Source organism: Arthrobacter sp. 05L44 (assembly GCF_056397605.1).
The window spans coordinates 501750-524262 of record NZ_JBFTNS010000002.1 but is presented as its reverse complement, the minus strand read 5'-3'; the positions used below and the strand labels follow the sequence as shown (position 1 = coordinate 524262).

Below are 22513 nucleotides of genomic sequence, written 5' to 3'. Positions count from 1 at the left end.
ATTGCAACGCAGCGTGGGAGTCACTGCTGATGCATGTACCGGCAGGACACCCCTGGACCTGACTGGAGCTACGGCCGGGGCCGGACGTCTGCTGAACCGGGCGTTACTGCTCCGCAGCCGTTACTGCTCCGCCAGGCCGGGGCGGACGCGGACGAACTCGATCTTGTTGCCGGAGTCGACCCGCTTCTTCGGCGCCCGGGAGAAACCCTTGGCGTCCAGGTGGTTTTGCGCCCGGAACTCCGCGAGCGCCTGGTCATAGGCCGCGTTCAGCTGGCGTCCGGTGAATTCCTCGGAGGACCCGTCGGCGAAGGTGATGGTGACGGGGCTGCTGGCCGGGAAGTGCCGGTTCATCCGGATGAACCCCTCGGCATTCTGCTGGAGATTGATCATTGCGTTTCCACCTTCATGATTGGGAACTTCCAGTCTTCCGTAGTTTCCGTGCTGCCGTGGCCTCGGCGGTGCGGTCCGGGGGTGCGGGCGGTCGGGGCAGGGGACAATGGAGGCGTGACTCCCGCACCTACCGGCCGTATCCCGGCGCAACGGCCCTTCGACCTGGACGCGATCGGGTCCGGCCTGGCTTTCGGCGGCTCCCTCGGCCAGCTGGCGGCCGCGCTGGGGGACCACGCCGCGGGCAAGGCCGCCGTCGTTGAGGCGCCACCTGGCACGGGCAAAACCACGCTCGTGCCGCCGCTGCTCGCCAACCTGGCCCAGCAGCGTGGCACGGGAACCGGCACTGGAATCGTCCCGCGCGTGGTGGTCACGCAGCCCCGCCGGGTCGCTGCGCGGTCCGCGGCGCGGCGGCTGGCGGCGCTCGACGGCGGCCCGCTGGGCGGGCGCGTTGGCTACACGGTCCGCGGTGAGCGGCAGGCCGGACCGCAGACGTGGGTTGAATTTGTGACGCCCGGGATTCTGTTGCGCCGCCTGCTGGCCGACCCGGGGCTCGAAGGCACGGGCGCGGTGGTGCTCGACGAGGTCCACGAGCGGGGGCTGGAGACGGACCTGCTCCTCGGGATGCTCGCCGAGGTGCGCCAGTTGCGCGGAGACCTCACGGTGGTCGCCATGTCCGCGACGCTGGACGCTCCGCGGTTTGCAGCGCTGCTGGCCGACGACGCCGGCAGCGCAGCCCCGGTGGTCGGGTGTCCGTCCTCGTTGTACCCCCTCGAGGTCCGGTGGGCACCGCCGCCGGGTCCCCGCCTGGACCCCCGCGGTGTGACGCGGGCCTTCCTGGACCACGTCGCGGACACGGCGGCCGACGCCCACGCCGCCGCTCAGGCCGGAGGGGAGGACATCGATGCCCTGGTGTTCGTTCCGGGCGCCCGTGAGGTCTCCCACGTCGCGGCCAGACTACGTGGCCGGTCCGCGGCGGAAGTGCTGGAACTCCACGGGCAGGTGGGTGCTGCCATGCAGGACCGGGCCGTTTCGGGCCGCCGCCCCGGCGAACCTGCCCGCATCATCGTCTCCACCGCCCTCGCCGAATCCTCGCTGACCGTGCCTGGCGTGCGCCTGGTGGTGGACTCGGGGCTGGCCCGCGAACCACGGCGGGACGCCGGACGAGGTATGACCGGGCTGGTAACCGTGTCCTGCTCGCGCGCCTCGGCCGACCAGCGCGCCGGCAGGGCGGCCCGGCTGGGGCCGGGCCGGGTGGTGCGCTGCTACGACCAGAAGAGTTACGGCGCGGCTGCGGCCCACCAGACCCCCGAAATCGCCGTTACCGACCTCACCGGCGCAGCCCTGGTCCTGGCCTGCTGGGGATCGCCCGGCGGACGCGGGCTGGCGCTCCCGGATGCCCCGCCCGCGGCCGCGATGGACGAAGCAGTCGAGGTGCTCACCGAACTCGGGGCCGTCGGGCCCGACGGACAGGCTACCGAGCTCGGCAAGACTCTGGCGCGGGTCCCGGCAGACCCGCGGCTCGCCCGGGCGCTGCTCGACGGCACAACCGGAGTGGGTTCCCGCACCGCTGCCGAGACCGTCGCCGCCGTTTCCGGCGCCGAACGGGCGCCGGGGGCCGACCTGCCCGGCCTGATCTCCACCCTGCGGTCCGGCAAAGCCGCGGGCTCGGCCCGCTGGGCAGATGATGTGCGGCGGATGGAAACCCTGGGGCGGCAGGCGGCGCCCGCCACAGGGACAGCGCCCGGCGTGTCCGGCGTCGGTCCGGAAAGCGTCGGATTCGTAGTGGCCCTGGCCTTCCCGGACCGGGTGGCCCGAAAGGTGGCCGGGCCGGGGGAGCGGTATCTGCTCTCCTCCGGTACCCGGGCGGCCCTGCCTGGCGGGAGCCGCCTCGCCGGCCACGAATGGCTGGCCATTGCCGAGGTCTCGCGTGCGGACGGACACGGGGCCGCCGGCACCGGTGCCGTCATCCGGTCGGCTGCCCCGCTGACGGTCGAGGCCGCGGAGACTGCCGCCCGGCACCTCCTGACCGACGCCGTGGAAGCCGCCTTCGGCGACGGCAAGGTCACCGCACGCCGGGAACGGCGCCTCGGCGCCATCGTGCTCTCCTCGACGCCGGTGCGGCCGTCCGCAGCGGAAGGCCGCACCGCCGTGGCACGGGCCCTGGCCCGCACCGGACTCCGGACCATCGGCTGGTCAGCGGCTGCTGAGGCGTTGCGCCGGCGGCTGGCCCTGCTGCACCGCGAACTCGGGGCGCCCTGGCCAGATGTCTCCGAACCCGCGCTGCTGGCGCGGCTGGACGACTGGCTGGCACCGGAGATTGAGGCCCTGGCCGGCGGTGCGGCGACCAGCAGCATCAGCCTGGCAGACCCGCTGCGGCGGCTGTTGCCCTGGCCGGAGGCCGCCCGGCTGGCTGACCTGGTGCCGGAGACGCTGGAGGTCCCCAGCGGTTCGCGGATCCGGATCGACTACCCCGAAGCCGATGACGACGGCGGCAGGCCTGTCGTCGCGGTTAAGTTGCAGGAAGTGTTCGGCTGGGACCGGACCCCGCGGCTGGTGGAGGGCAGAGTTCCGGTGCTGTTCCACCTGCTCTCTCCGGCGCGGCGGCCGCTCGCCGTCACCGATGACCTGGCCTCCTTCTGGTCCGGCCCGTACGCCCAGGTCCGCGCGGAGATGCGCGGCCGTTATCCCAAGCATCCGTGGCCGGAGGATCCCTGGACTGCCCCCGCCACCGCGAAGGTCAAAAGCCGGATGTGAGGTGCCGGCGGAGAGGCGGCCGCCGGGCCGGTCAGGTCCGGGCCACCCCGGGTTCGTACGTCCCTACACTCCACTCCTGACCCTGCGGGTCCATCACCCTCGCCCGCCGGGCACCCCAGGGGGTGCTTTCGGGTTCGATGATGCCGGTGGCGAAAAGTTTGGCGGCCATGCCAGCATCTTAATCAGGCGGCTCGCCGCCGGATACCTACGGCCGTCTCGCCTCGAACACCATCAGCGGGCTGGTTGCTTGCAGCGGCTGGCGCCGCCACCCGCCCCAGGGCTCGGCCGTGGCGAACCCGGCGGCGGCGAGGTCGGCCAGGACGGTGTCCCGGCTGCGGAACGTGATGGTGGACTCCTCCGTGATGCGCTCGGCGGCGGATGCGCCCGGGACGGTCAGGAGGGTGTGGCTGCTGAACGTCACCTCGCCGGAGTCCGTGGCCGAGGTGACTTCGTACCATTCCGCCAGGTGGCCCAGCGGGGTGGTACGGGAACGGAAAGTCTCCTCCCGGGTCCAGGCCTCCCAGGCGCGGGCGCCCGGATTGCGGCTCTCGAAGGCCAGCACCCCTCCCGGGCGGAGCCCCCGGCAGATATCGCGCAGGGCCTCGTGCCAGACGGCGCCGGTCAGGTGCTGGGCGACGTTTCCGCTCATCACCACAAGGTCCGCCTCAGCCTTGCCGATGGCGCCGGAAGTGCCCAGCCGCCACGTCACTGACTCCGCACCGGGCCGGGAGCGGGCAAAGGCGAGCATGTTCGCGGAGGGGTCGATGCCGACCACGGCGCGGCCGGCCTGGGCGAACGTGACGGTCAGGATCCCCGTGCCGCAGCCCAGGTCCACGATGGTGCGTGCTTCGAGGTGGTCCGCGAGGGCCCGGAAGTAGTCGTGGTCGGGGCCGTCCGGGTTGTCGTCGTCGTACAGCTGCACCAGGCGCGGGTCATAGTCGGTCACGGGTCAGGGGCTACCCGGCCTCGGCGCCGTCCCACGCGACGTGGACCCAGCGCTGGCCTTCCCCGTCCCAGGACTCGGAGTGGCCCAGCAGGGCCAGGTCCTGGAAGCTGACCTCGATGCCGTCGCGTTGAAGCTCATCCCGCAGTTCGCGGGTGGCCTCACGGACGGCGGTGGTAACGGCCTCGGGGCTGTCGGATTCAACGCGGCGCGACGCTTCATGTGGTTTGCTCATGGACACCATCTTTCAGCCTAAGAGCCGTTCTGGGAACCGCTGCCGCGTTGTGCCGGGCGATGAAGCCCGCCGCCGCCGGTGCCAGACCGGCCCCGGTTTCTTCCGCCGACTGCTTTCTGCCGGCCACGGCGAACGAATGATCGCCGCCTTCCACCCACTGCAGGACCGCGCCGGAACCGATGCGCGCCACTACAGACCCCAGCAGTCCAGGGGTAGTGAACGTGTCCCTGGTGCCCTGGAGGAACAGCATCGGGACGGTGATGCCGTAGAGGTGCTCATCGCGGAGCTTTTCCGGTTTCCCCGGCGGATGCAGCGGATAGCCCAGGTAGATGAGTCCCGCGGCGGGCATGCCCTCGGCGACTGCCATGGAGGCCATCCTGCCGCCGAACGATTTGCCGCAGGCCCACAGGGGTTCGCCCTCGGACCGGGCGGCGGCGGCGTCCATCGCCGCCCGCCAGGCAGCAACGGCTGCCGGTGGTCGGTCGGGGAATTTCCGGCCCGCCTCGCGGTACGGGAAGTTAAAGCGCAGCGTGGCGATGCCGGCGTCGTTCAAGGCTGCGGTGAAGCCGCGCAGGAAGGGGTGCTCCATGCCGGCACCTGCCCCGTGCGCCACCACCAGCGTCGCGACGGCCCGGGCCGGCCGGGCGTATATGCCCGTCACGGCGGACCCGTCGACGTCGATGCTCAGCTGCTCCTCAGTGGCGGCCATGCAGGATCCCGCGCCGTGCCAGCCCCCGGACGGAGAGCCCCACCGCGCAGACCACCGGCGCCAGTGCGAGCAGCAGGGCCACCGGGTTGGGCCGGAACCCCACGCCTCCGCCGGGCCCGGCGGCGTAGACCCCGAGGGGGAGTACGAAGCCGCCGCCACCCCCGCCTGCCCCGGCCGGGGCGTCGTCGGAGGCGGGCGCGCTGCCGCCGCCAAAGCCGAACGACACCAGGGCCACGGGTACCAGTTCTTCGCCGCCAAGTTGCACGGGAGCCCCGTAGGCGCGGGAGACCCCCACATTCCGGAACGTGTCCACCAGGGATGTAAATGCCTCAGCCATAGGAGCCAGCCTAACGACGGCGGAGACCCGGCACCAGCGCGGGCACCCGGGACCCCGGGCACGCGAACACGGGACGTCCGGCCCCTGTTCCGCGGCGCGGCCGGCCAATAGATTGGGGTGGACACGCCGTCTGGTGAGAGGAAGGACCATGTCGACTCCAGGAGGGGCCGCGAGCCGGCTGGCCGGGGCACTGGCCATCGTGCTCGGAACCAGGGATATCCCGCTCAGGCTGCGCGCCTGGGATGGCTCGGAGGCCGGACCCGACGGCGCCCCGCTGCTGGTGTTCCACTCCCGGCGGGCGCTCCGGCGCATCCTGTATGCACCCGGCCAGCTGGGCCTCAGCCGTGCGTACGTCGCCGGTGACATCGAGGCGCCCGGGGACATCTTCTCGAGTTTCACCGCGCTCAGCTCGGCAGGGAAGTTCGCCCAGCCGGGGCCCTTCCGCCGCCCCACCCTGCGTGAACTCGGAGCGCTGGCCGCCACGGCGGTGCGGCTCGGCGCGCTGGGACCGAACCCGGCCCCGCCCCCCGAAGAAGCCCGGGTGGCACGGAAGGGCCGGCGCCACTCCCGGAAGCGTGATGCTGCCGCCATTTCACACCACTACGACGTCGGCAACGACTTCTACGCGCTTGTCCTGGGTCCGTCGCTGGTGTACTCCTGCGCCGTGTGGGACGACCCCGCCACCGGCCTGGACGCGGCCCAGGAAGCCAAACTCGACCTCGTCTGCCGGAAACTGGGGCTGGGCCCGGGCATGCGGGTGCTCGACGTCGGTTGCGGCTGGGGCAGTTTCGCCATACACGCCGCCGAACGCTACGGGGCCGACGTCGTCGGGGTCACCCTCTCCGCGGAACAGGCCGAGCTGGCACGGAAACGGGTCGCGGAGGCGGGCCTCACCGACCGGGTCGACATCCGGATCCAGGACTACCGCGACGTGGACGACGGCCCTTACGACGCGATCAGCTCCATCGGCATGTCGGAGCACGTCGGCCGCGAACAGACGGGCCACTACGTCTCCCGGCTGCACGGGCTGCTGCGGCCGGGCGGCCGGCTGCTGAATCATGCCATCTCCTGGAACGCAGGCCCCAACGCTGAGGATCCGGATTCGTTTATCCCGCGCTACGTTTTCCCGGACGGGGAGATGCTCAGCCTGGCCGAGATGGTGGGCGCCCTGGAGGGCGGCGGCTTCGAGGTGCTCGACGTCGAGGCGCTGCGCCCGCACTATGCGCTGACCCTCCGGGCGTGGGTGCAGAACCTGGAAAGCCATTGGGACGAGGCGGTGCGGACCAGCAGCCTAGGACGGGCCCGGGTCTGGCGCCTCTACATGGCTGCGAGCGCGCTGGGTTTCGAGGCCGGGACCACCGGCGTCAACCAGGTCCTGGTGCGGCGCGCCGGAGGCACCGAACCACCGCTGCGCCGGTCGGCCTGGCTCTGAAGACCCGGGCGGCCAGTCTTTTGTTGTGCCGTGCCCGGGGGTAGCTTGTCCTCATGGCAAGGGAAGAAACCACGGTCAGCGTCGACGGACCACACGGCAGCCGGGACGTCCGGATCTCCAGTCCCAGCAGGCTGCTGTGGCCCGGGGCCGGGCTGACCAAGCTGGATCTCGCCCACTACATGATGGCCGTGGGAGAGGCGTTCCTGGCCGCCAACGGCAGCCGCCCCATCACGCTGCAGCGGTTCTCCGGGGACATCGACGGCGAACAGTTCTTTTCAAAGAACCCGCCTAAGGGCGCCCCCGACTATGTCGGCGCCGTGGATGTGGTCTACCCGAGCGGCCGGTCCCACCCGCAACTGGTGATCGAGGAGGTTGCCGCCGCCGTGTGGGCGGTGCAGATGAACACTGTCGTCTTTCATCCGTGGGCCTCCCGGGCGGGGAACCCGGATAACCCGGACCAGCTGCGGATCGACCTTGACCCGCAGCCGGGTACCAGCTTCCGGGACGCCGTCCCCGCCGCACGTGAGCTGAAAGCCGTCCTGGCCGAGGCCGGGCTGACCGCTTTTATCAAGACCTCGGGCAACCGGGGCCTGCACGTCTTTGCCCCGATTGAGCCGGCGCATGAGTTCCTTGAGGTCCGGCACGCCGTGATCGCCGCAGCCCGCGAACTTGAGCGCCGGATGCCGGAGCAGGTCACCACCGCCTGGTGGAAGGAGGAACGCGGGAGCCGGATCTTCGTGGACTTCAACCAGGCCAACCGCGACCGGACCATGGCCGGCGCGTACAGCCCCCGGGCACTGCCGGCCGCCACCGTGTCCTGTCCGCTGGAGTGGGAGGAACTGGACAGCGCCGACCCGCAGGACTTCACCGTGGCCACCGTCCCCGCCCGGCTCAAATCCGTCGGGGATCCCTGGGCGGACATGCACACGAACCCCGGCACCATCGACACCCTGCTGGGGTGGTGGGAGCGTGACCTCTCCGCGGGCCTCGGCGAGCTTCCCTTCCCGCCGGACTTCCCGAAGATGCCCGGTGAACCGCCGCGCGTGCAGCCCAGCCGTGCCCGGACCAAAGCCTAGCGTCGGCCCCCGCGGGCGCTAACGGGGCGGCCGGGAACGGGACGGGCACGGTGCATCCGCTCCAGTGCGGCCGCGTCACGGCCGAAGGAGAACAGCAAGAGCCCCAAAGCCACCAGGAGTGCCGAGGTGCCGGGCCCGGGCGGCACGCCGGGGGTCAACGCCAGCAGCAGGGTTAGCGGCTGGAGCCCGCCGATCACCTTCCGCAGGGGTGACACCGGAAGGACCCCTCTCAAGCCCGGCCGGACGGCGCCAGCGGCGGTAAACCCGTAGTAGAGGAGCCCGGTCACCAGCGCCCAACCGCCCAAGACCGCCGCGGCGGCGCAGGAGAGCACCAGGGTCAGGGCCGCATCGGTCTCGGTGTCCAGCCGCGCGCCCGCCGGCGACGCCGTCCTGGTGCGCCGTGCCACGGGGCCGTCGACGGCGTCCAGCGCGAAGGCGCAGGCGCCGAGCACCACAAGAAGCCAACCCGGGGCGTGGCCGCCGGCGACGTCCAGCACAGCCTGCGCCGCACAGCAGGCCACGAGGACTGCACGGATCAGGGTGACACGGTCGGCCGGGGTGCACACGCGGGGTTCGCGCAGCAGGACGATGCCGGCGATTCGCGCCAGCACAGCCGCGCCTGCCGCCACGGCCAGCATCCCGGCGGGAACCGCGGGCGAGGCCAGCGCGGCGAGCCAGCCGGCCGACGCAAGGTAGGCGGCTGCGGCCACGGTCACATCGGCCTCGGCGCGGCGGGAAATTCTGCTTGGCATGGTCACCTCGGCACCATGCTAACAACGCGGCGTCCGGTTGGGTCCTGCAGCCGGTCAGGGCACCGGCCGCGGGCCCTGTGCGCGGGCCACGCTGCCGGCCCGGGCGACGCCGAGGCCGGCGAACACGGCCGCCGCACCCTCGGCGACGGCGCTCAGCGACTTCTCGAAGTACCAGACGGGCTCGTACATGGCCGGGAACGGGCCGAACGCCGGCAGATCGACGTAGCGGTAAACCACGACGGCGGCGAACGCGCTGAGCGCCACGAGGAAAGCGAAGGCGTAGGCAGCCCGGCTGCCGCGCACTAAGACGGCCAGTGCGGCCAGCACCGCCGCACCGGATTCGAGCAGGAAAAGTGTGCCCTGGCCAATGCCCTGCGGCGACCCCGCCTGGTAGCCGGGAGCCAAGTGGATGTGCACCACTGCGTCGACGAGGAGGGCCGCCGCTGTCAGTAACCGCAGGCCAACGCCGCGTCCCCGCCTCCGGGCCGGCGCCCCGCCGCGGACTGAAGCGCTCATTGGACTGTCAACGTTCCGTGCATGCCGGGGTGGAAGGTGCAGTGATAGGTATACGTGCCCGGCTTGGAGGGCGCCGTGAAGCTCGCTGTACCACCGCTGCCCTTGACGTCGACGTCGAACGCCGCGCCGTCGTCGGCGGTCACCGTGTGTTCGGCGCTGTCCATGTTGGTGATGGTCACCGGCGTGCCTGCGGCGACCACCAGGGGGGTGCCGTAGGCAAAGTCCTTGATCGTGATGGCCGACGGGCCTGCCGTCGCACTGCCCGGCGCGGCTGTACCCGGAGCACTTCCCGAACCCATGGGCATACTGGCCGTCGCCGAGGGGCCGCCCGCGGACGTGGCGGCCGGTGATGCCCCGCTTCCCCCGGACGAGCATCCCGGGGCGGCCACCAGGACCGCCGCCAGGACTAGCGTGGCGCGCACATTTCTGGTGTTCATGGGGCACCCCTAAACCATGGATCTGCTGGCCGCAGAAGTTGACCGGCTGCTCCCATTCTGCTCCCGTTTGGCCCGGGCGGCGCGGAGTTTCCAGCTGCCCTGCAGGCGGTGTTCAGCGTGTTCCCATCCTGGGCTGCAGGAGGCCGTGGACTACGTGGTTGGCGTGATCGCGCAAGTTGCAGGTGAGGTTGGCCGGGTACTGGCCGGGACTCACTTCGGGCCGGGCCCTACTTGGGCCAAAAAAGAAATTACCTGCCCGTGTTCGCGGGCGCTTACTCACTGGTTTGCCGCCCGTACCCAACTTTCGGCATCCCGAAAGTCGGGTAGTTGCCCCGCCTTGTTGGGCGCTTGGTCCGCGTGCCACGGTGGCTGGCAGAGGCCGGAAAGCTGGTCGGGTTTCAGTCCGCACTGAAGGTCACCGGGGTGTTTCTCTCGGCCTCAGCTCGACACTTGTGGAGCCGCGTTCTGAATCGTTGCCTGGGGAATCGGAGAACATCGTGCAGACCTTGCCGGGAGCAGATACAGCCATAACGGTCCGGCTGTTCGGAGCACTGGAAATCCGGCGCGACGGCGTCGCGCTGACAGCCGCGGACCTCGGCGGCTGCAAACCACGCCACATCCTCGAAATTCTCTTGCTGAACCTCGGCACCCCGGTCTCAAAGACGCAGTTGATCGAGATCCTGTGGGGACCGAGCGCCAGCGACGGGGCCGTAGCGACGCTGGAGAGCTACATCAGCGGGCTCCGCCGGGCGATCCAGCCCGGGCAGACCAAGTCCGGTCCGCTCCGGACCGCCAACAGCGGGTATCTGCTGGATCCGCACCTGGTGGACCTTGACCTCATGCGTTTCCGCTGCCTGCTCAATGCCGCGGCGACGGCCGCCCCGGAAGACGCCTACCCGGTGCTGGTCGAGGCGCTGGCGCTCTCGGCCGAGCCACTGCTGGGGTTCGAGCTCGTCGCTGACTGGGCGGACGAGGCCCGCGCGCGGCAGCATGCCGAACGGGTTGCCGCGATGCTCGCCGCTGCCGAGGCGGCAACGGCGCTAAGGCGCCCCCACGAGGCGATCAACTGGGCACAAGCGGCCATCCGGTCCGAGCCCCTGAACGAACGGGCCTGGATGGTGCTGGTGGAGGCCTACGAACTCGCCGGCCTGCCCGCCGAGGGTCTCTCCGCCTACGACCGCTGCCGCCGTCTCTTCGACCGAGACCTCGCCTGCCCGCCGGGACCGGCCCTCCAGGCCGCGCATCTGCGGCTCTTGCGGCAGCACGCCGAGGCCGATTCGGAGCTCTCCGAGGTGCTGTCGGCCCTGCTGTTCCTTGGCGGCTGGCTGCACAACCCGGGGTCGCAGGGTGCGGGGACCGATGACCGGCTGCACCAGAACGCCGGACGAATCCTGGATTCCTTCCTCCAGCGGGTCCGGGCCGCGGTGTGACGTGGCCGGTGGCCGGGGTCCGGGTGCTGGCACCCACCGTCAGGCCGCCCGGACCACGGGGAGTTCATCCCAGTGCGTTGTGTAGCGCGGTGACAACATGTCACGCTTCATGGTCCAGTCGGGGCCGCCGCGGATGCCTCCGTGACCCAGGCCGATGGATCCCCGGCCGTATCTGCGGCTGATCTCCTCCACCAGGGGTCCGATGCCGCGTTCCTCGTGCGGGTTCTCGAACAGGGCCAGCGGGGCCTGGTTGGCGGTGGGGCGCAGGTCGGTGACCATGATCCCGGCCCGCGCGTACTTGATGCCGTCGCCGATCCGGGGGAGCAGGGCGTAGGCCGCGCGTGCCAGCAGTACCGGGTCAGCCGTGGGCATGGGGAGCGGGACGCATACCGACGGATAGGAGCTGTCCCGCGGGTTGTAGTAGGACGTAGCGGCGAAAGCGGTGAGCAGCTTTGCCTGCAACCCGTGCTTGGCGAGCCGGGCGCTGGCTTGCTGGGCGTAGAGGCCCAGGACCTGGCGCATTCCCGCCTGGTTTCCTACGGGGGTGGCAAACGATCGGCTGAAGATCAGTTGGTCGCGGCCGACGCGCTCCTCCTCCAGCGGGATGCACCGGGTGCCCTGCAGCTCGAGGACGGTACGCATGAGGACCACCGAGAAGCGGTCCCTGATGGTCACGGGGTCGGCCCGGGCCAGGTCCAGGACGGACCGGATCCCCATCGCATTCAGGCGTTTGGTCAGGCGGGTCGACACACCCCAGAGCTCGATCACGGACAGGTCCGCCATGAGCTGCGCCTGGCGCTCGGCCGGGACGGCCTCCCAGTGGCAGACGCCGTCGAACGCCGGGTTGTGCTTGGCCCACTTGTTGGCCAGCTTGGCCAGCGTCTTGGTGCCGGCGATGCCGATGCAGACCGGGACGCCGACGTTGCGGCGGACGGCAGTCTTCATCGCGTGCCCCAGGCGTTGCAGCTCGGCGGGGCCGCCGGTGACTCCCAGGAATGCCTCATCGATGCTGTAGACCTCCAGCCAGGCCGAATACCGCCCCAGGAGTTCCATGACCCGGGCGCTAATGTCGCCGTAGAGCTCATAGTTGCTGGACTTGGCCACCAGCCCCCACTCCTTGGCGCGCGGAGCGAGCTTAAACCACGGTTCGCCCAGCGGGATGCCGAGTGCCTTCGCTTCGGGGGAGCGGGTGACGGCGCAGCCGTCGTTGTTGGACAGGACGACGACGGGCCGGCCCTCCAGGGAGGGGTCGAAGGCGCGTTCGGCGCTGGCATAAAAACAGTTCACGTCCACGAGGGCGATGCTGCCGCCGGACCGGGGTTCAATCATCACACCAACCTTCCTGCTCGGGCACCCGTTCAGGTTCAGACATGGTGCAGGCAGCGTGTGGCGACGCCCCAGACGACGAGGTCGGACAGGGCCGGGACCCGGATGTCCGGGTAGCGCGGGTTGTCTGCCTGCAGCACCACGCCGGAGGCGGTGATGCGGAGACGCTTGACCGTGAGCTCGCCGTCGAGGACGGCGACGACGACGCATCCGTCACGCGGTGCCAGCGCCCGGTTCACGATCAACTCATCGCCGTCGCTGATTCCGGCCCCCTCCATCGAGTCCCCCGACACCCGGACGACGTACGTACTGGTGATGTCCTTGATCAGGTGTTCATTGAGGTCGATCCGGCCGTCGAAGTAGTCCTGAGCCGGCGACGGGTATCCGGCCGCAACAGCGACCGGCGAGATCAGGACCGACAGCAAGGACGCGCCCGCATCTATCACGCGGGGACCAACAACAACGCTCACAACACACCCTTTATTCGAATATATCTTCGAATAAAGGGTAGCCCCGGGCGCCGACATTTGACCGGCCCTGCGGAATCGGAATCGCGGGCCCCGGCGAACCAGGGGCAGGACGCGCCTCCCCACGCAATACACCTGCGCCGACGGCGATTCGGGGGACATGGTTGCGCACGAATTCGGTATCACTCCGGTGGTTCCGAGGTCCTTCAACAGGTCCGCCGTGATTCGAGCCGGTGCAGTCCTCGACGTCCGGGGGCAACGTCCCCCCAGCTGGGAGCCCGGGTGCGTTTGTGCCGAACCCGGACGGAGCGGCGACATATACAGTCCGGGCCGGCGACACGGTGGCTGGTGTATGCGGCGGCTACTCGAAACGGGACGGGTCGCCCATACCGCGGCGGACAACCTCGGCCACGCCGCTCGAGAAGTCGATGACCGTCGTCGGCTCCGCCCCGCAGTCGCCGGAATCAATGACGGCGTCCACCACGTGGTCCAGCCTCTCCTTGATTTCCCAGCCCTGGGTCAGCGGCTCTTCCTCATCCGGCAGCAGCAGGGTGCTGGAGAGCAGGGGCTCGCCGAGTTCGGCCAGCAGCGCCTGGACCACCCGGTTGTCCGGGATGCGCACACCGACGGTCTTCTTCTTCGGGTGCAGCAGCCGCTTGGGTACTTCCTTGGTGGCCGGAAGGATGAAGGTGTAGCTGCCCGGGGTCACGGCCTTGATGGTGCGGAACACATCATTGTCGATCTGGACAAACTGGCCGAGCTGGGCGAAATCTTTGCACACCAAGGTGAAGTGATGCTTGTTGTCCAGCTGCCGGATGGCGCGGATGCGGTCCAGGGCGTCCCGGTTGCCCACCTGGGCTCCGAGGGCGTAGCAGGAGTCGGTCGGGTAGGCGATGAGGCCGCCGGACTTCACCATGTCCACCACCTGGGTGATGGAGCGGGGCTGGGGGTCCTCGGGGTGCACATCGAAGTATCTCGCCATGGCATGAGCTTACGCCCGGGGAGGGGGCGCATTGCGCATTCGCCGGGATCGGTGCTAACCCTTGAGGGACAACCGAACCGCCCGAGCACCGACGATGAGGAGTTGCAGATGACTTTGCCCCGAGATGAAGACAGTGCACTGCGGCACTGGAGCGCCCGGCTGATCCAGGCCTTGCAGATCCTGGATTTGGAAGTGGACCACGAGAAGATTGTGGAAGTCGCCGAAGAGTCAGTAAAGGCGGTCGGCCCGCACGCGGACGCCATCAGCGCCTTCATCGTCGGCTACGCCGCAGGAACCGCGTCCACCAACGGCCGGAAGAGCACCCAGGAGGCCGTGCACGCCGCATCCAATAAAGTCATCGAACTGTGCGAGCACGGCGAGTCCGGCGGCCCGGACGAGAAGGGCTGGGCCAAGCGGGCCCAGTAGCGGCGCCGTCATGCTCCCGGTAAGCGCCGGCTAGCGGACGCAACAGCACCAAACAACAGACAGGCCGCGCTCCCGCCGGGGAGCGCGGCCTGTCTGTTGCCGGCTAGGCCGATGCGTTAGCGGCGGTGTGCAGCCGGTCCGGGCTGTCGGGGGTCTGGTCCAGGCTTGGTTCAAGGCGGACGATGACGGCCTTCGAGACCGGGGTGTTGCTGCCCTCGGCGGTGTGGTTCAGCGGCACCAGGACGTTGGCCTCGGGGTAGTACGCGGCGGCGCACCCGGGGGCCGTGGGGTAGGAGACCACACGGAACTTCCGCAGCACACGTTCGACGCCGTCGTGGTACTCCCCGTGGATGTCCACGAACAGGCCGTCGGCCAGGCCGAGGTCGTTGATGTCCGCCGGGCTCACGAAGACCACGTGGCGGCCCTTCTTGATGCCACGGTAGCGGTCGTTGTGGCCGTAAATGGTGGTGTTGAACTGGTCGTGCGAGCGCATGGTCTGCAGGATCAGGGTGCCCTCCGGCCGTTCCACGTGCTCGAGCTCGTTGACGGTGAGCACCGCCTTGCCGGTCGGCGTCGGGAACGTGCGGGAATCCCGCGGACCGTTGGCCAGGATAAAGCCGCCCTCCTGCCGGATCCGGGTGTTGTAGTCCTCGCAGCCGCCCACCACCCGGGAGATGTGGTCCCGGATGAGGTCGTAGTTCTTCTCGTACCCGTCCCAGTCGGCCTTGATTTTGTCGCCCACCAGTGCCTTGCCCAGCCGGCTCAGGATTGCCGGTTCGGACAACAGGTGGTGCGATACCGGCTCCACACTGCCCCAGGACGGGTGCACCGCGCAGACGGTGTCCTCGACCGAGACGAACTGCTCCCCGGACTCCTGGATGTCGATCTCGGTGCGGCCCATGGTCGGCAGGATCAGGGCTTCAGCGCCGGTGACCACGTGTGAGCGGTTGAGCTTGGTGGAGACCTGGATGGACATGTCCGTCCCGGCCACGGCAGCCTCGGCCGCGTTGGTGTCCGCGATGGCACCGACGAAGTTGCCGCCCATGGCCATAAAGACCTTGATGGCACCTTCCTGCATCCGGTTGATGGTCTCGACGGCGTCAACACCGTGTTCCCGGGGCGGTTCGAAGCCGAATTCCTCGCCGAGGGCCTCCATAAAGGACTGCGGCATCTGCTCCCAGATGCCCATGGTCCGGTCGCCCTGCACGTTGCTGTGCCCGCGGATCGGCGAGGCGCCGGCGCCGGGCTTGCCCATGTTGCCGCGCAGCAGGAGCAGGTTGATGATCTCCTTGATGGTGGCCACGCCCTTCTTCTGCTGCGTGATCCCCATGGCCCAGGTGATAATGACCTTCTCGGCTTTCAGGTAACGGGCCGCGAGCTCGTCAATCTCCTCGGTGCGCAGCCCGGTCGCCGCCAGGACGGCCTGCTCATCCAGCAGCGCCAGGTGTTCCTTGAGTTCCTCGAGCCCCTCGCAGTGCTCCGCCAGGAACGCGTGGTCCAGGACGGTCCCGGGGTTCTTCGCCTCGGCGTCCAGCACGCGTTTGGAGACGGCCTGCAGCAGGGCCATGTCCCCGCCGATCCGGATGTGCAGGAACTGGTCCGCGATCTCGGTGCCGTGGCCGATGATGCCCTTGACCTTCTGGGGGTTCTTGTAGCGCCGCAACCCGGCTTCCGGAAGCGGGTTCACGGCCACGATTTCGCCGCCGTTGTGCTTGCAGTTTTCCAGCTCGGTGAGCATCCGGGGGTGGTTGGTACCCGGGTTCTGCCCCATGATGATGATCAGGTCCGCATCGGCGTAGTCGTCGAAGTTGACGGTCGCCTTGCCGATGCCGATGGTCTGGCCCATGGCCCAGCCGGACGACTCATGGCACATGTTGGAGCAGTCCGGCAGGTTGTTGGTTCCGTAGCCGCGGACCAGCAGCTGGTACAGGAAGGCTGCCTCATTGGAGGTCCTGCCGCTGGTGTAGAAGGCGGCCTCGTCGGGGGAGTCGAGGCTCTTGAGCTTCTCCGTGATGACCGCTATGGCTTCCGGCCAGCTGATCGGCTTGTAGTGGTCCTCGCCGGCCGGTTTGTAGACGGGCTCGGTGAGCCGGCCCTGCATGCCCAGCCAGTAGTCGGAGCGGCCGCGGAGTTCCGTTACGGAATGCTGGGACCAGAAACCGGAGTCGATAACCACCGGCGTGGCCTCCCACGTGACGGCCTTGGCGCCGTTCTCGCAGAACTCAAAGGCCTTGCGGTGGTGCGGATCCGGCCAGGCGCAGCTGGGGCAGTCGAAACCGTCCTTCTGGTTCATCTTCATGACCGTCTTGCGCGTCCGGTTGAGGCCCATCTGCTCGATGGCCGGCTTCATGGAATGGTAGACGCCCGGGACACCAGCGGCCCAGCTCTTCGGATGGTCGGCCACCTCGATGTCTTTCTCGTCCGTTTCCTCGACCCGAGGGTTTTTCTGCGTCACGTGAACTTCCCTTCTGCAAACACCAGCGGCTCGCCGACGGCGGGCACAGGTACCACTACGCACCCTACCCGCAGGGCCAATACAGGCCTACCAGCGTATCCGGAGCGCCGCAAGCAAACCCGCGCCGTGCCGCGGCGACGGCGGTCCTCCACGGGCGTTCCGGGGCCGGCGGGGCGGTGCCGGCTCCAGGCGGCAACCGCGTAGGTACTGCGTACACGGCACCTAAAAAAGCCCCGAAAACCCAGTAGCGGCTGAGTACCGCTGCCCTCGGTGCGCGGCCACCGGGCCCAAGAATTTCCCAAGACGCACCCTGCACTCTTGCTCCATCACTCACTCCCACAGGCAGGTGCGCAATGAATGTGTTCGCAGGTACGAAGGGCGGCGGCCAAAGATTCATCTTTGGCAAACCGACCCGGGTGGTAGCGGCCGGGACAGCGATGGCGCTGCTCGGCTTCCTCGGAATCACCACGACGGCGGTCGGCGCCAGTGCGGCGCCGGCCCCCGTCGGGGCCGGGTTCACGGTCACTCCGTCGGATCTGGCGTTTATCCTCAAGCAGATCAAGATCGCCGAATATCACGTGGCCAATACGACGTCGGCAACGGGCCCCTGCGGTGCCCTGGTCGGGAAGGGGGCGAACCAGATCCCCGACCCGCTGACCTCGTACGGCCTCCGCACCGTCGATGGCTCGTGCAACAACCTGATCAAGGACCGCGAGGGCTACGGCGCAGCCGACCAGCTGTTCCCGCGGTTGACGACGCCGATCTTCAGCCAAGCCGATGACGTCCCCGCAGGATTCGGCCAGCCAGGTTCCTCCGGCTACACGCAGAAGTCCGGCAACGTCTTCGACGCCCAGCCGCGCGAGATCAGCAACCTGATCGTGGACCAGACGGCCACCAACCCGGCCGCCGTCGCCGCCGCCGGCTTCCCGGTCCGGACCCAGAACAATCCGGGGCTTTTCCCCTGCACCACGGACCCTGTCGGTAGCACCCCCGGCGTCCCGGCGGGCTGCGTGCCCACCGGGGACACGCTGTTCATCCCCAACGTCACCACCGACGTCGGACTGTCCCCGCCATACAACTCCCTGTTCACCCTCTTCGGCCAGTTCTTCGACCACGGCGTTGACCAGACCGTCAAGGGCGGCGGAACCGTATTTGTCCCGCTCAAGGGGGATGATCCGCTGATCACCGTCGGCCCGGACGGCAAGCCGGGAACCGGGGACGAAGTGGCCCCCGGCAGCCCCAACGCCTTTATGGTCCTGACCCGGGCGCAGAACCAGCCCGGCCCGGACCACATCCTGGGGACCGGCGACGACATCCAGGAAGCGGCCAACACCGACTCGCCCTATGTGGACCAGTCGCAGACCTACACCTCGCACCCCTCGCACCAGGTCTTCCTGCGCGAATACGCCAACAACACCGGCGGCAAGCCGGTTTCCACCGGCAAGCTGCTGGGCGGAAGCACCGAACTCAACGCCGGCGGCATGGCCACCTGGGCGGACGTCAAGACCCAGGCGGCAGGCCTGCTGGGCCTCAAGCTCGAGGACAAGGACGTCACCAACATTCCCATGATGGCGGCTGACCCCTACGGCAAGTTCATCCCGGGCCCCGCCCGAGGATTGCCGCAGTACGTCACCCGCTCCGGCCTGGTGGAAGGCGACACGGCGAGCCCCGTTCCGGTGCCCGCAGACGTGCTGTACTTCGACACCCCGTTCCTGACCGACATCGCCCACAACGCGGACCCGTCGCCTCAGGACACCGACCACAACCCGGGAACCCCGCCGGTTGCTCCGCGTCCGGACGACGACACTGTCGCGTCGGCGGACTTCGCGAACCAGCAGGCCGGCACCTACGACGACGAGATGCTCAACGCGCACTTCTGCGCCGGTGACGGCAGGGTCAACGAGAACATCGGGCTGACCACCATCCACCAGGTATTCCACTCGGAGCACGACCGTCTTGTGGCGGACATCGAGAAAACCCTCACCGAGGACACCTCCCTCACCGGTGTGGCAGCGCTCGCCGAATGGAAGCTTGCGGACGGTGCCAGCGGCTGGAACGGCGAGCGCCTGTTCCAGGCGGCCCGCTTCGTCACGGAGATGGAATACCAGCACCTGGTGTTCGAGGAGTTTGCCCGCAAGGTCCAGCCCGCGGTCCAGCCGTTCCACGTCTACCACACGGACATCAACGCGGCCGTCCGGGCCGAGTTCGCCCACGCGGTCTACCGCTTCGGCCACTCCATGCTGACCGAGACCATCGCCCGCACGAACGCGGACGGCAGCGACAACTCCATCTCGCTGCTGCACGGCTTCCTGAACCCGCCCGAATACGCCAACGGCGGGTCGGCCGGACAACTGAGTTCCGAATCGGCGGCCGGCAGCATCGTGATGGGCATGAGCGACCAGGTCGGCAACGAGCTCGACGAGTTCGTGACCGGCACGCTGCGGAACAACCTCCTCGGCCTGCCCCTGGACCTGGCCACGATCAACATGACCCGCGCCCGTTCCGAGGGTGTCCCGCCGCTGAACGTCCTGCGGACCCAGATCCACGACGCCACCGGTGACGGCCAGCTGACCCCGTACACGAGCTGGGCGGACTTCGGACAGAACCTGAAGCACCCCGAATCCCTGATCAACTTTGTGGCCGCTTACGGCACATTCCCGACGATCACCAGCCAATCCACGCTGGCGGGCAAGCGGGCAGCGGCCAAGGCGATCGTTGATCCGGGCATCGGCATCTCACCCTCGGCCGAAGCGCTGGACTTCATGAACAGTGCAGGGGCGTGGGGAGCGAAAGAGACCGGCCTGAACAAGGTTGACCTCTGGGTGGGCGGCCTCGCCGAGAAGACCAACCTCTTTGGCGGCCTGCTCGGCAGCACGTTCAACTACGTGTTCGAGAACCAGCTCACCGACCTCCAGAACGGCGACCGCCTGTACTACCTGGCGCGCACCCCGGGCATGAACCTCCGGACCCAGCTGGAGAGCAACTCGTTCGCGGAGATGATCATGCGCAACACCAACGCGCACTCACTGAAGGCGGACGCATTCGGCACCGCCGACTGCAAGTTCCAGCTGGGCAACCTGGCCGGGACCGCGGACGGATACACCGCGTCGGGGCCCACGGTCGCCGACGACGGGACCACCGAGTGCAAGGAAAACCTGCTGCTCCTGCGCAAGCCGGACGGCACCATCCAGTACATGGAGAAGAACACGGTCGATCCGAGCGGGATCAACGGCCAGTCCGTGTACAACGGCACGGCCAACGCCGACCGCGTCACGGGCGGCAATGACAACGACACGTTCCTCGGCAACGCCGGCGCCGACGTCATCGAAGGCAACGGCGGCGACGACATCGCGCTCGGCGGCGAAGGCAACGACAGGATCACTGACCTGTCCGGCGCCGACGTCCTCAAGGGCGGACCGGGTAATGACTACCTGAACTCCGGCATCGGCGACGACATCAACATGGGCGGCGACGGGCAGGACTTCATCAACGGCGGAGCCAACGACAACGAGACGTTCGCCGGCCCCGGCAACGACTTCGTGCAGTCCGGTGACGGTGCGGACGCGACGTTCGGTGACGGCGGCGACGACTGGATCCAGGGCGGATCCGGCCAGGACCTGCTCATCGGCGACCACGGCGCCCCGTTCTTCGACGATCCGGCGCAGACCAAGCCCGGCAATGACATCTTCGTCGGGCAGGTCGGTGAAAACGACTACGACGCCGAAGGCGGCGACGACATCATGACCAGCAACGCGGCCGTGGACCGGTACGCCGGCGCTGCCGGCTTCGACTGGGCCACGCACCAGCACGACACGGTGGCGGCGGACGATGACATGAAGATCAACAACAACCTGATCGGTCTGCCGTTGCCCGTAATCGTCAACCGCGACCGCTGGCAGGAAGTCGAGGCCAACTCCGGCTCCAAGTTTGACGACGTGATCCGGGGTGACGACGTAGTGCCCAGCACCGTAGGCGGTGCCGGCTTCAGCGGCTGCGACGTCCTCGACCAGACCGGCATCGACCGGATCGCCGGCCTCGGCGCCCTCCTCCCCGCCCCGAGCACGCCGCTCGGACCGGTGGCGGCGCTGTCCCCGATGGGCGTCTGCCCCCTGACCGGTCCGGTCTGGGGTGACGGCAACATCCTTATCGGCGGCCTTGGCAGCGACAAGATCGAAGGACGCGGCGGCAACGACGTGATCGACGGTGACCGGTACCTGAAGATCCGGATCAGCGTCCGGGACAACGCGGGCACCGAAATCGGTTCGGCCGACATGATGGAGCGCCCGTACCAGCCGGGTAACCCGCAGACCCTGGCGGCTGCGGTCGCGGCCGGCACCATCGATCCGGGCAACCTCGTGGCTGTTAGGGAAATCATCACCCCGACCGCTGCAGAGACCGCAGGCAACCGCGACGTCGCGATCTTCTCCGATGTGCGGGCCAACTACACGGTCCTGACCACCGGCGGCGACGGCACCCTCGGCTCGCCCGGGTCCGTTACCACGGTGACGCACAACGGCGCAGGCATCGACGGAACGGATACGCTCCGCAACATCGAGTTCCTGCAGTTCTCCGACACCGTCGCACTGAGCGCACCGGGGATCGGCACCGCCACGGCTGGCGATGCCCGGGCCACGGTCAACTGGACGGCACCGGCCACCGGCCTGGCGGACAGCTTCTCGGTCAAGGTCCTGGACGTCACGACGGACCCCGCAGGGGTGCAGGTGGGAGCGCTCCGCAGCGCTGCCGCAGGTGCCGGGAGCCTCGTTGTCACCGGCCTGACCAACGGATCCTCCTACCGGTTCCAGGTCCAGGCGTCCAACGCCCTCGGGGACAGCCTGTTCTCCGCGGCGTCCAACACTGTGACGCCGGCGCTACCGCCGGCCGCCACGGCGCCGGGGGCTCCGACGATCGGTACCGCAACGGCCGGCAACGCCTCGGCGACGCTGACCTGGACCGCGCCGGCCAACAACGGCGGAGCGGCGATCACCGGGTACTCGGTCAGGGCCTTCGCCGGAACCGTCCTGGCCCGCACCCAGGCCGTGACCGGCAACGTCGGCTCGGCGGTCATCACCGGACTCACCAACGGGACGGCGTACACGTTCGACGTGGCCGCCATCAACACCGCGGGAACCGGTGCCACCTCGGCCAGGTCGGCAGCGGCCACGCCGGTAGCCCCTGACACGGCCGCCCCCACGGTCACGTCACGGACGCCGGCGGCGAATACCCGCGCGGTGAGCACCACGGCGAACCTGACGGCGACGTTCAGCGAACCGGTCACGGGGTTAACGGGCAGCAACTTCGTGTTGCGGCGCGGGACCGCGGGAGTCAACGCCGTGGTGACGTACAACGCCGCCACCCGGACCGCGACGCTCAACCCGAACGCCACGCTGCTGAACGACCAGGTCTACACGGTGACCCTCTCGGGGGTCAGGGACGCGGCCGGCAACGTGATGGCCACCAGCACCTGGTCGTTCACAACCGGCCCGGCCCCGCAGATCACCTCGACGACTCCGGGCTCCGGAGCCACCGGCGTGGGACGGAACCGGAACGTGACGGCGACCTTCAGTGAAGCCATCACAGGGTTCTCCACGGCCACGGTCCGGATCACCCGGGTGTCCAACGGCGCGGTGGTCCAGTCGACAGTCGGGGTCAGCTCGGGCAGCCGGGTCTTGACGCTCAACCCGACCACCTCACTGGCGGCACGGACGCAGTACCGGGTCACCATCACCGGGGGAACAACAGCGGTCCGGGATCTCGCCGGCAACCCGCTGACCACCCGCACGTGGACGTTCACGACCGGCACCGGGCTCTAGGGCCAGGACGATGAGACTGCCGGCTGGCGGGTT

General features: G+C 69.1%; 19 protein-coding genes. 6 read left to right on the top strand and 13 right to left on the bottom strand.

What is annotated here, in order from left to right; genetic code table 11:
• Positions 1-120: 120 nt before the first annotated feature.
• Positions 121-390, bottom strand: a complete 270-nt coding sequence (locus AC1DHY_RS07645; protein ID WP_476878681.1) for a hypothetical protein — start codon at positions 388-390, stop codon at positions 121-123.
• A 114-nt stretch (positions 391-504) separates the two neighbouring features.
• On the opposite strand from AC1DHY_RS07645, the gene hrpB reads away from it, so the two are divergent.
• On the top strand, positions 505-3144 hold the full coding sequence (gene hrpB, locus AC1DHY_RS07640) for an ATP-dependent helicase HrpB (protein ID WP_476903418.1): 2640 nt from the start codon (positions 505-507) through the stop codon (positions 3142-3144).
• 31 nt (positions 3145-3175) lie between these two features.
• On the opposite strand, the gene AC1DHY_RS07635 is transcribed toward hrpB, so the two are convergent.
• The 5 genes from AC1DHY_RS07635 to AC1DHY_RS07615 are packed head-to-tail and all read right to left on the bottom strand — an operon-like array spanning position 3176 to position 5368.
• Positions 3176-3313, bottom strand: coding sequence for a hypothetical protein (locus AC1DHY_RS07635; RefSeq protein ID WP_476878679.1), 138 nt, complete (start codon positions 3311-3313; stop codon positions 3176-3178).
• A gap of 36 nt (positions 3314-3349) precedes the next feature.
• Complete coding sequence (locus AC1DHY_RS07630; RefSeq protein WP_476878678.1) at positions 3350-4090, bottom strand: class I SAM-dependent methyltransferase; 741 nt, start codon at positions 4088-4090, stop codon at positions 3350-3352.
• Positions 4091-4100: 10 nt separating this feature from the next.
• Positions 4101-4322, bottom strand: a complete 222-nt coding sequence (locus AC1DHY_RS07625; protein ID WP_476878677.1) for a hypothetical protein — start codon at positions 4320-4322, stop codon at positions 4101-4103.
• The gene (locus tag AC1DHY_RS07620; protein WP_476878676.1) at positions 4306-5031 is read right to left on the bottom strand and encodes an alpha/beta hydrolase family protein; all 726 of its coding nucleotides are present in this window, start codon (positions 5029-5031) and stop codon (positions 4306-4308) included. The genes AC1DHY_RS07625 and AC1DHY_RS07620 overlap by 17 nt, the downstream gene beginning before the upstream one ends.
• Positions 5018-5368, bottom strand: a complete 351-nt coding sequence (locus tag AC1DHY_RS07615; protein WP_476878675.1) for a hypothetical protein — start codon at positions 5366-5368, stop codon at positions 5018-5020. The genes AC1DHY_RS07620 and AC1DHY_RS07615 overlap by 14 nt, the downstream gene beginning before the upstream one ends.
• 148 nt (positions 5369-5516) lie before the next feature.
• Here AC1DHY_RS07615 and AC1DHY_RS07610 point away from each other — a divergent pair, with 148 nt between their 5' ends.
• Positions 5517-6800, top strand: a complete 1284-nt coding sequence (locus tag AC1DHY_RS07610) for a class I SAM-dependent methyltransferase (protein ID WP_476878674.1) — start codon at positions 5517-5519, stop codon at positions 6798-6800.
• A gap of 53 nt (positions 6801-6853) precedes the next feature.
• Positions 6854-7876 carry a non-homologous end-joining DNA ligase gene (gene ligD / locus AC1DHY_RS07605; RefSeq protein ID WP_476878673.1) on the top strand — a complete coding sequence of 341 codons (1023 nt, stop codon included), beginning with the start codon at positions 6854-6856 and terminating at the stop codon, positions 7874-7876.
• Here ligD and AC1DHY_RS07600 read toward each other — a convergent pair.
• Genes AC1DHY_RS07600 through AC1DHY_RS07590 form a run of 3 tightly spaced genes read right to left on the bottom strand, consistent with a single transcriptional unit; the run spans position 7873 to position 9581 of the window.
• Positions 7873-8628: a CDP-alcohol phosphatidyltransferase family protein gene (locus tag AC1DHY_RS07600; RefSeq protein ID WP_476903417.1), complete on the bottom strand. Its 756-nt coding sequence runs from the start codon at positions 8626-8628 to the stop codon at positions 7873-7875. The two genes, ligD and AC1DHY_RS07600, sit on opposite strands and share 4 nt — an antisense overlap.
• Positions 8629-8682: 54 nt before the next feature.
• Positions 8683-9144, bottom strand: a complete 462-nt coding sequence (locus AC1DHY_RS07595; protein ID WP_476903416.1) for a hypothetical protein — start codon at positions 9142-9144, stop codon at positions 8683-8685.
• Complete coding sequence (locus tag AC1DHY_RS07590) at positions 9141-9581, bottom strand: cupredoxin domain-containing protein (protein WP_476878670.1); 441 nt, start codon at positions 9579-9581, stop codon at positions 9141-9143. Before AC1DHY_RS07590 ends, AC1DHY_RS07595 begins: the two co-directional genes overlap by 4 nt.
• A 497-nt stretch (positions 9582-10078) precedes the next feature.
• Between AC1DHY_RS07590 and AC1DHY_RS07585 the strand changes: the two genes are divergently transcribed.
• Entirely contained in the window at positions 10079-11011 is a 933-nt protein-coding gene (locus tag AC1DHY_RS07585) for an AfsR/SARP family transcriptional regulator (protein ID WP_476878669.1), read from the top strand.
• A gap of 39 nt (positions 11012-11050) precedes the next feature.
• On the opposite strand, the gene AC1DHY_RS07580 is transcribed toward AC1DHY_RS07585, so the two are convergent.
• The 3 genes from AC1DHY_RS07580 to AC1DHY_RS07570 form a co-directional block, all read right to left on the bottom strand.
• Positions 11051-12340, bottom strand: a complete 1290-nt coding sequence (locus tag AC1DHY_RS07580; protein ID WP_476903415.1) for a Y-family DNA polymerase — start codon at positions 12338-12340, stop codon at positions 11051-11053.
• Positions 12341-12375: 35 nt separating this feature from the next.
• Positions 12376-12807, bottom strand: a complete 432-nt coding sequence (locus AC1DHY_RS07575) for a LexA family protein (protein WP_476880611.1) — start codon at positions 12805-12807, stop codon at positions 12376-12378.
• Between the two features lie 358 nt (positions 12808-13165).
• Entirely contained in the window at positions 13166-13786 is a 621-nt protein-coding gene (locus AC1DHY_RS07570) for an L-threonylcarbamoyladenylate synthase (protein WP_476880612.1), read from the bottom strand.
• 108 nt (positions 13787-13894) lie between these two features.
• On the opposite strand from AC1DHY_RS07570, the gene AC1DHY_RS07565 reads away from it, so the two are divergent.
• Positions 13895-14212, top strand: a complete 318-nt coding sequence (locus AC1DHY_RS07565) for a DUF6457 domain-containing protein (protein ID WP_476880613.1) — start codon at positions 13895-13897, stop codon at positions 14210-14212.
• 103 nt (positions 14213-14315) lie between these two features.
• Here the strand turns inward: AC1DHY_RS07565 and AC1DHY_RS07560 are convergent, their stop codons facing one another.
• A complete protein-coding gene (locus AC1DHY_RS07560) occupies positions 14316-16667 on the bottom strand; it encodes an FdhF/YdeP family oxidoreductase (protein ID WP_476903414.1) in 2352 nt (783 codons plus the stop codon).
• 353 nt (positions 16668-17020) lie between these two features.
• Between AC1DHY_RS07560 and AC1DHY_RS07555 the strand changes: the two genes are divergently transcribed.
• Positions 17021-22480 (top strand): peroxidase family protein, encoded by a 5460-nt coding sequence (locus AC1DHY_RS07555; RefSeq protein WP_476903413.1) that lies wholly within the window; start codon positions 17021-17023, stop codon positions 22478-22480.
• Positions 22481-22513 lie beyond the last annotated feature (33 nt).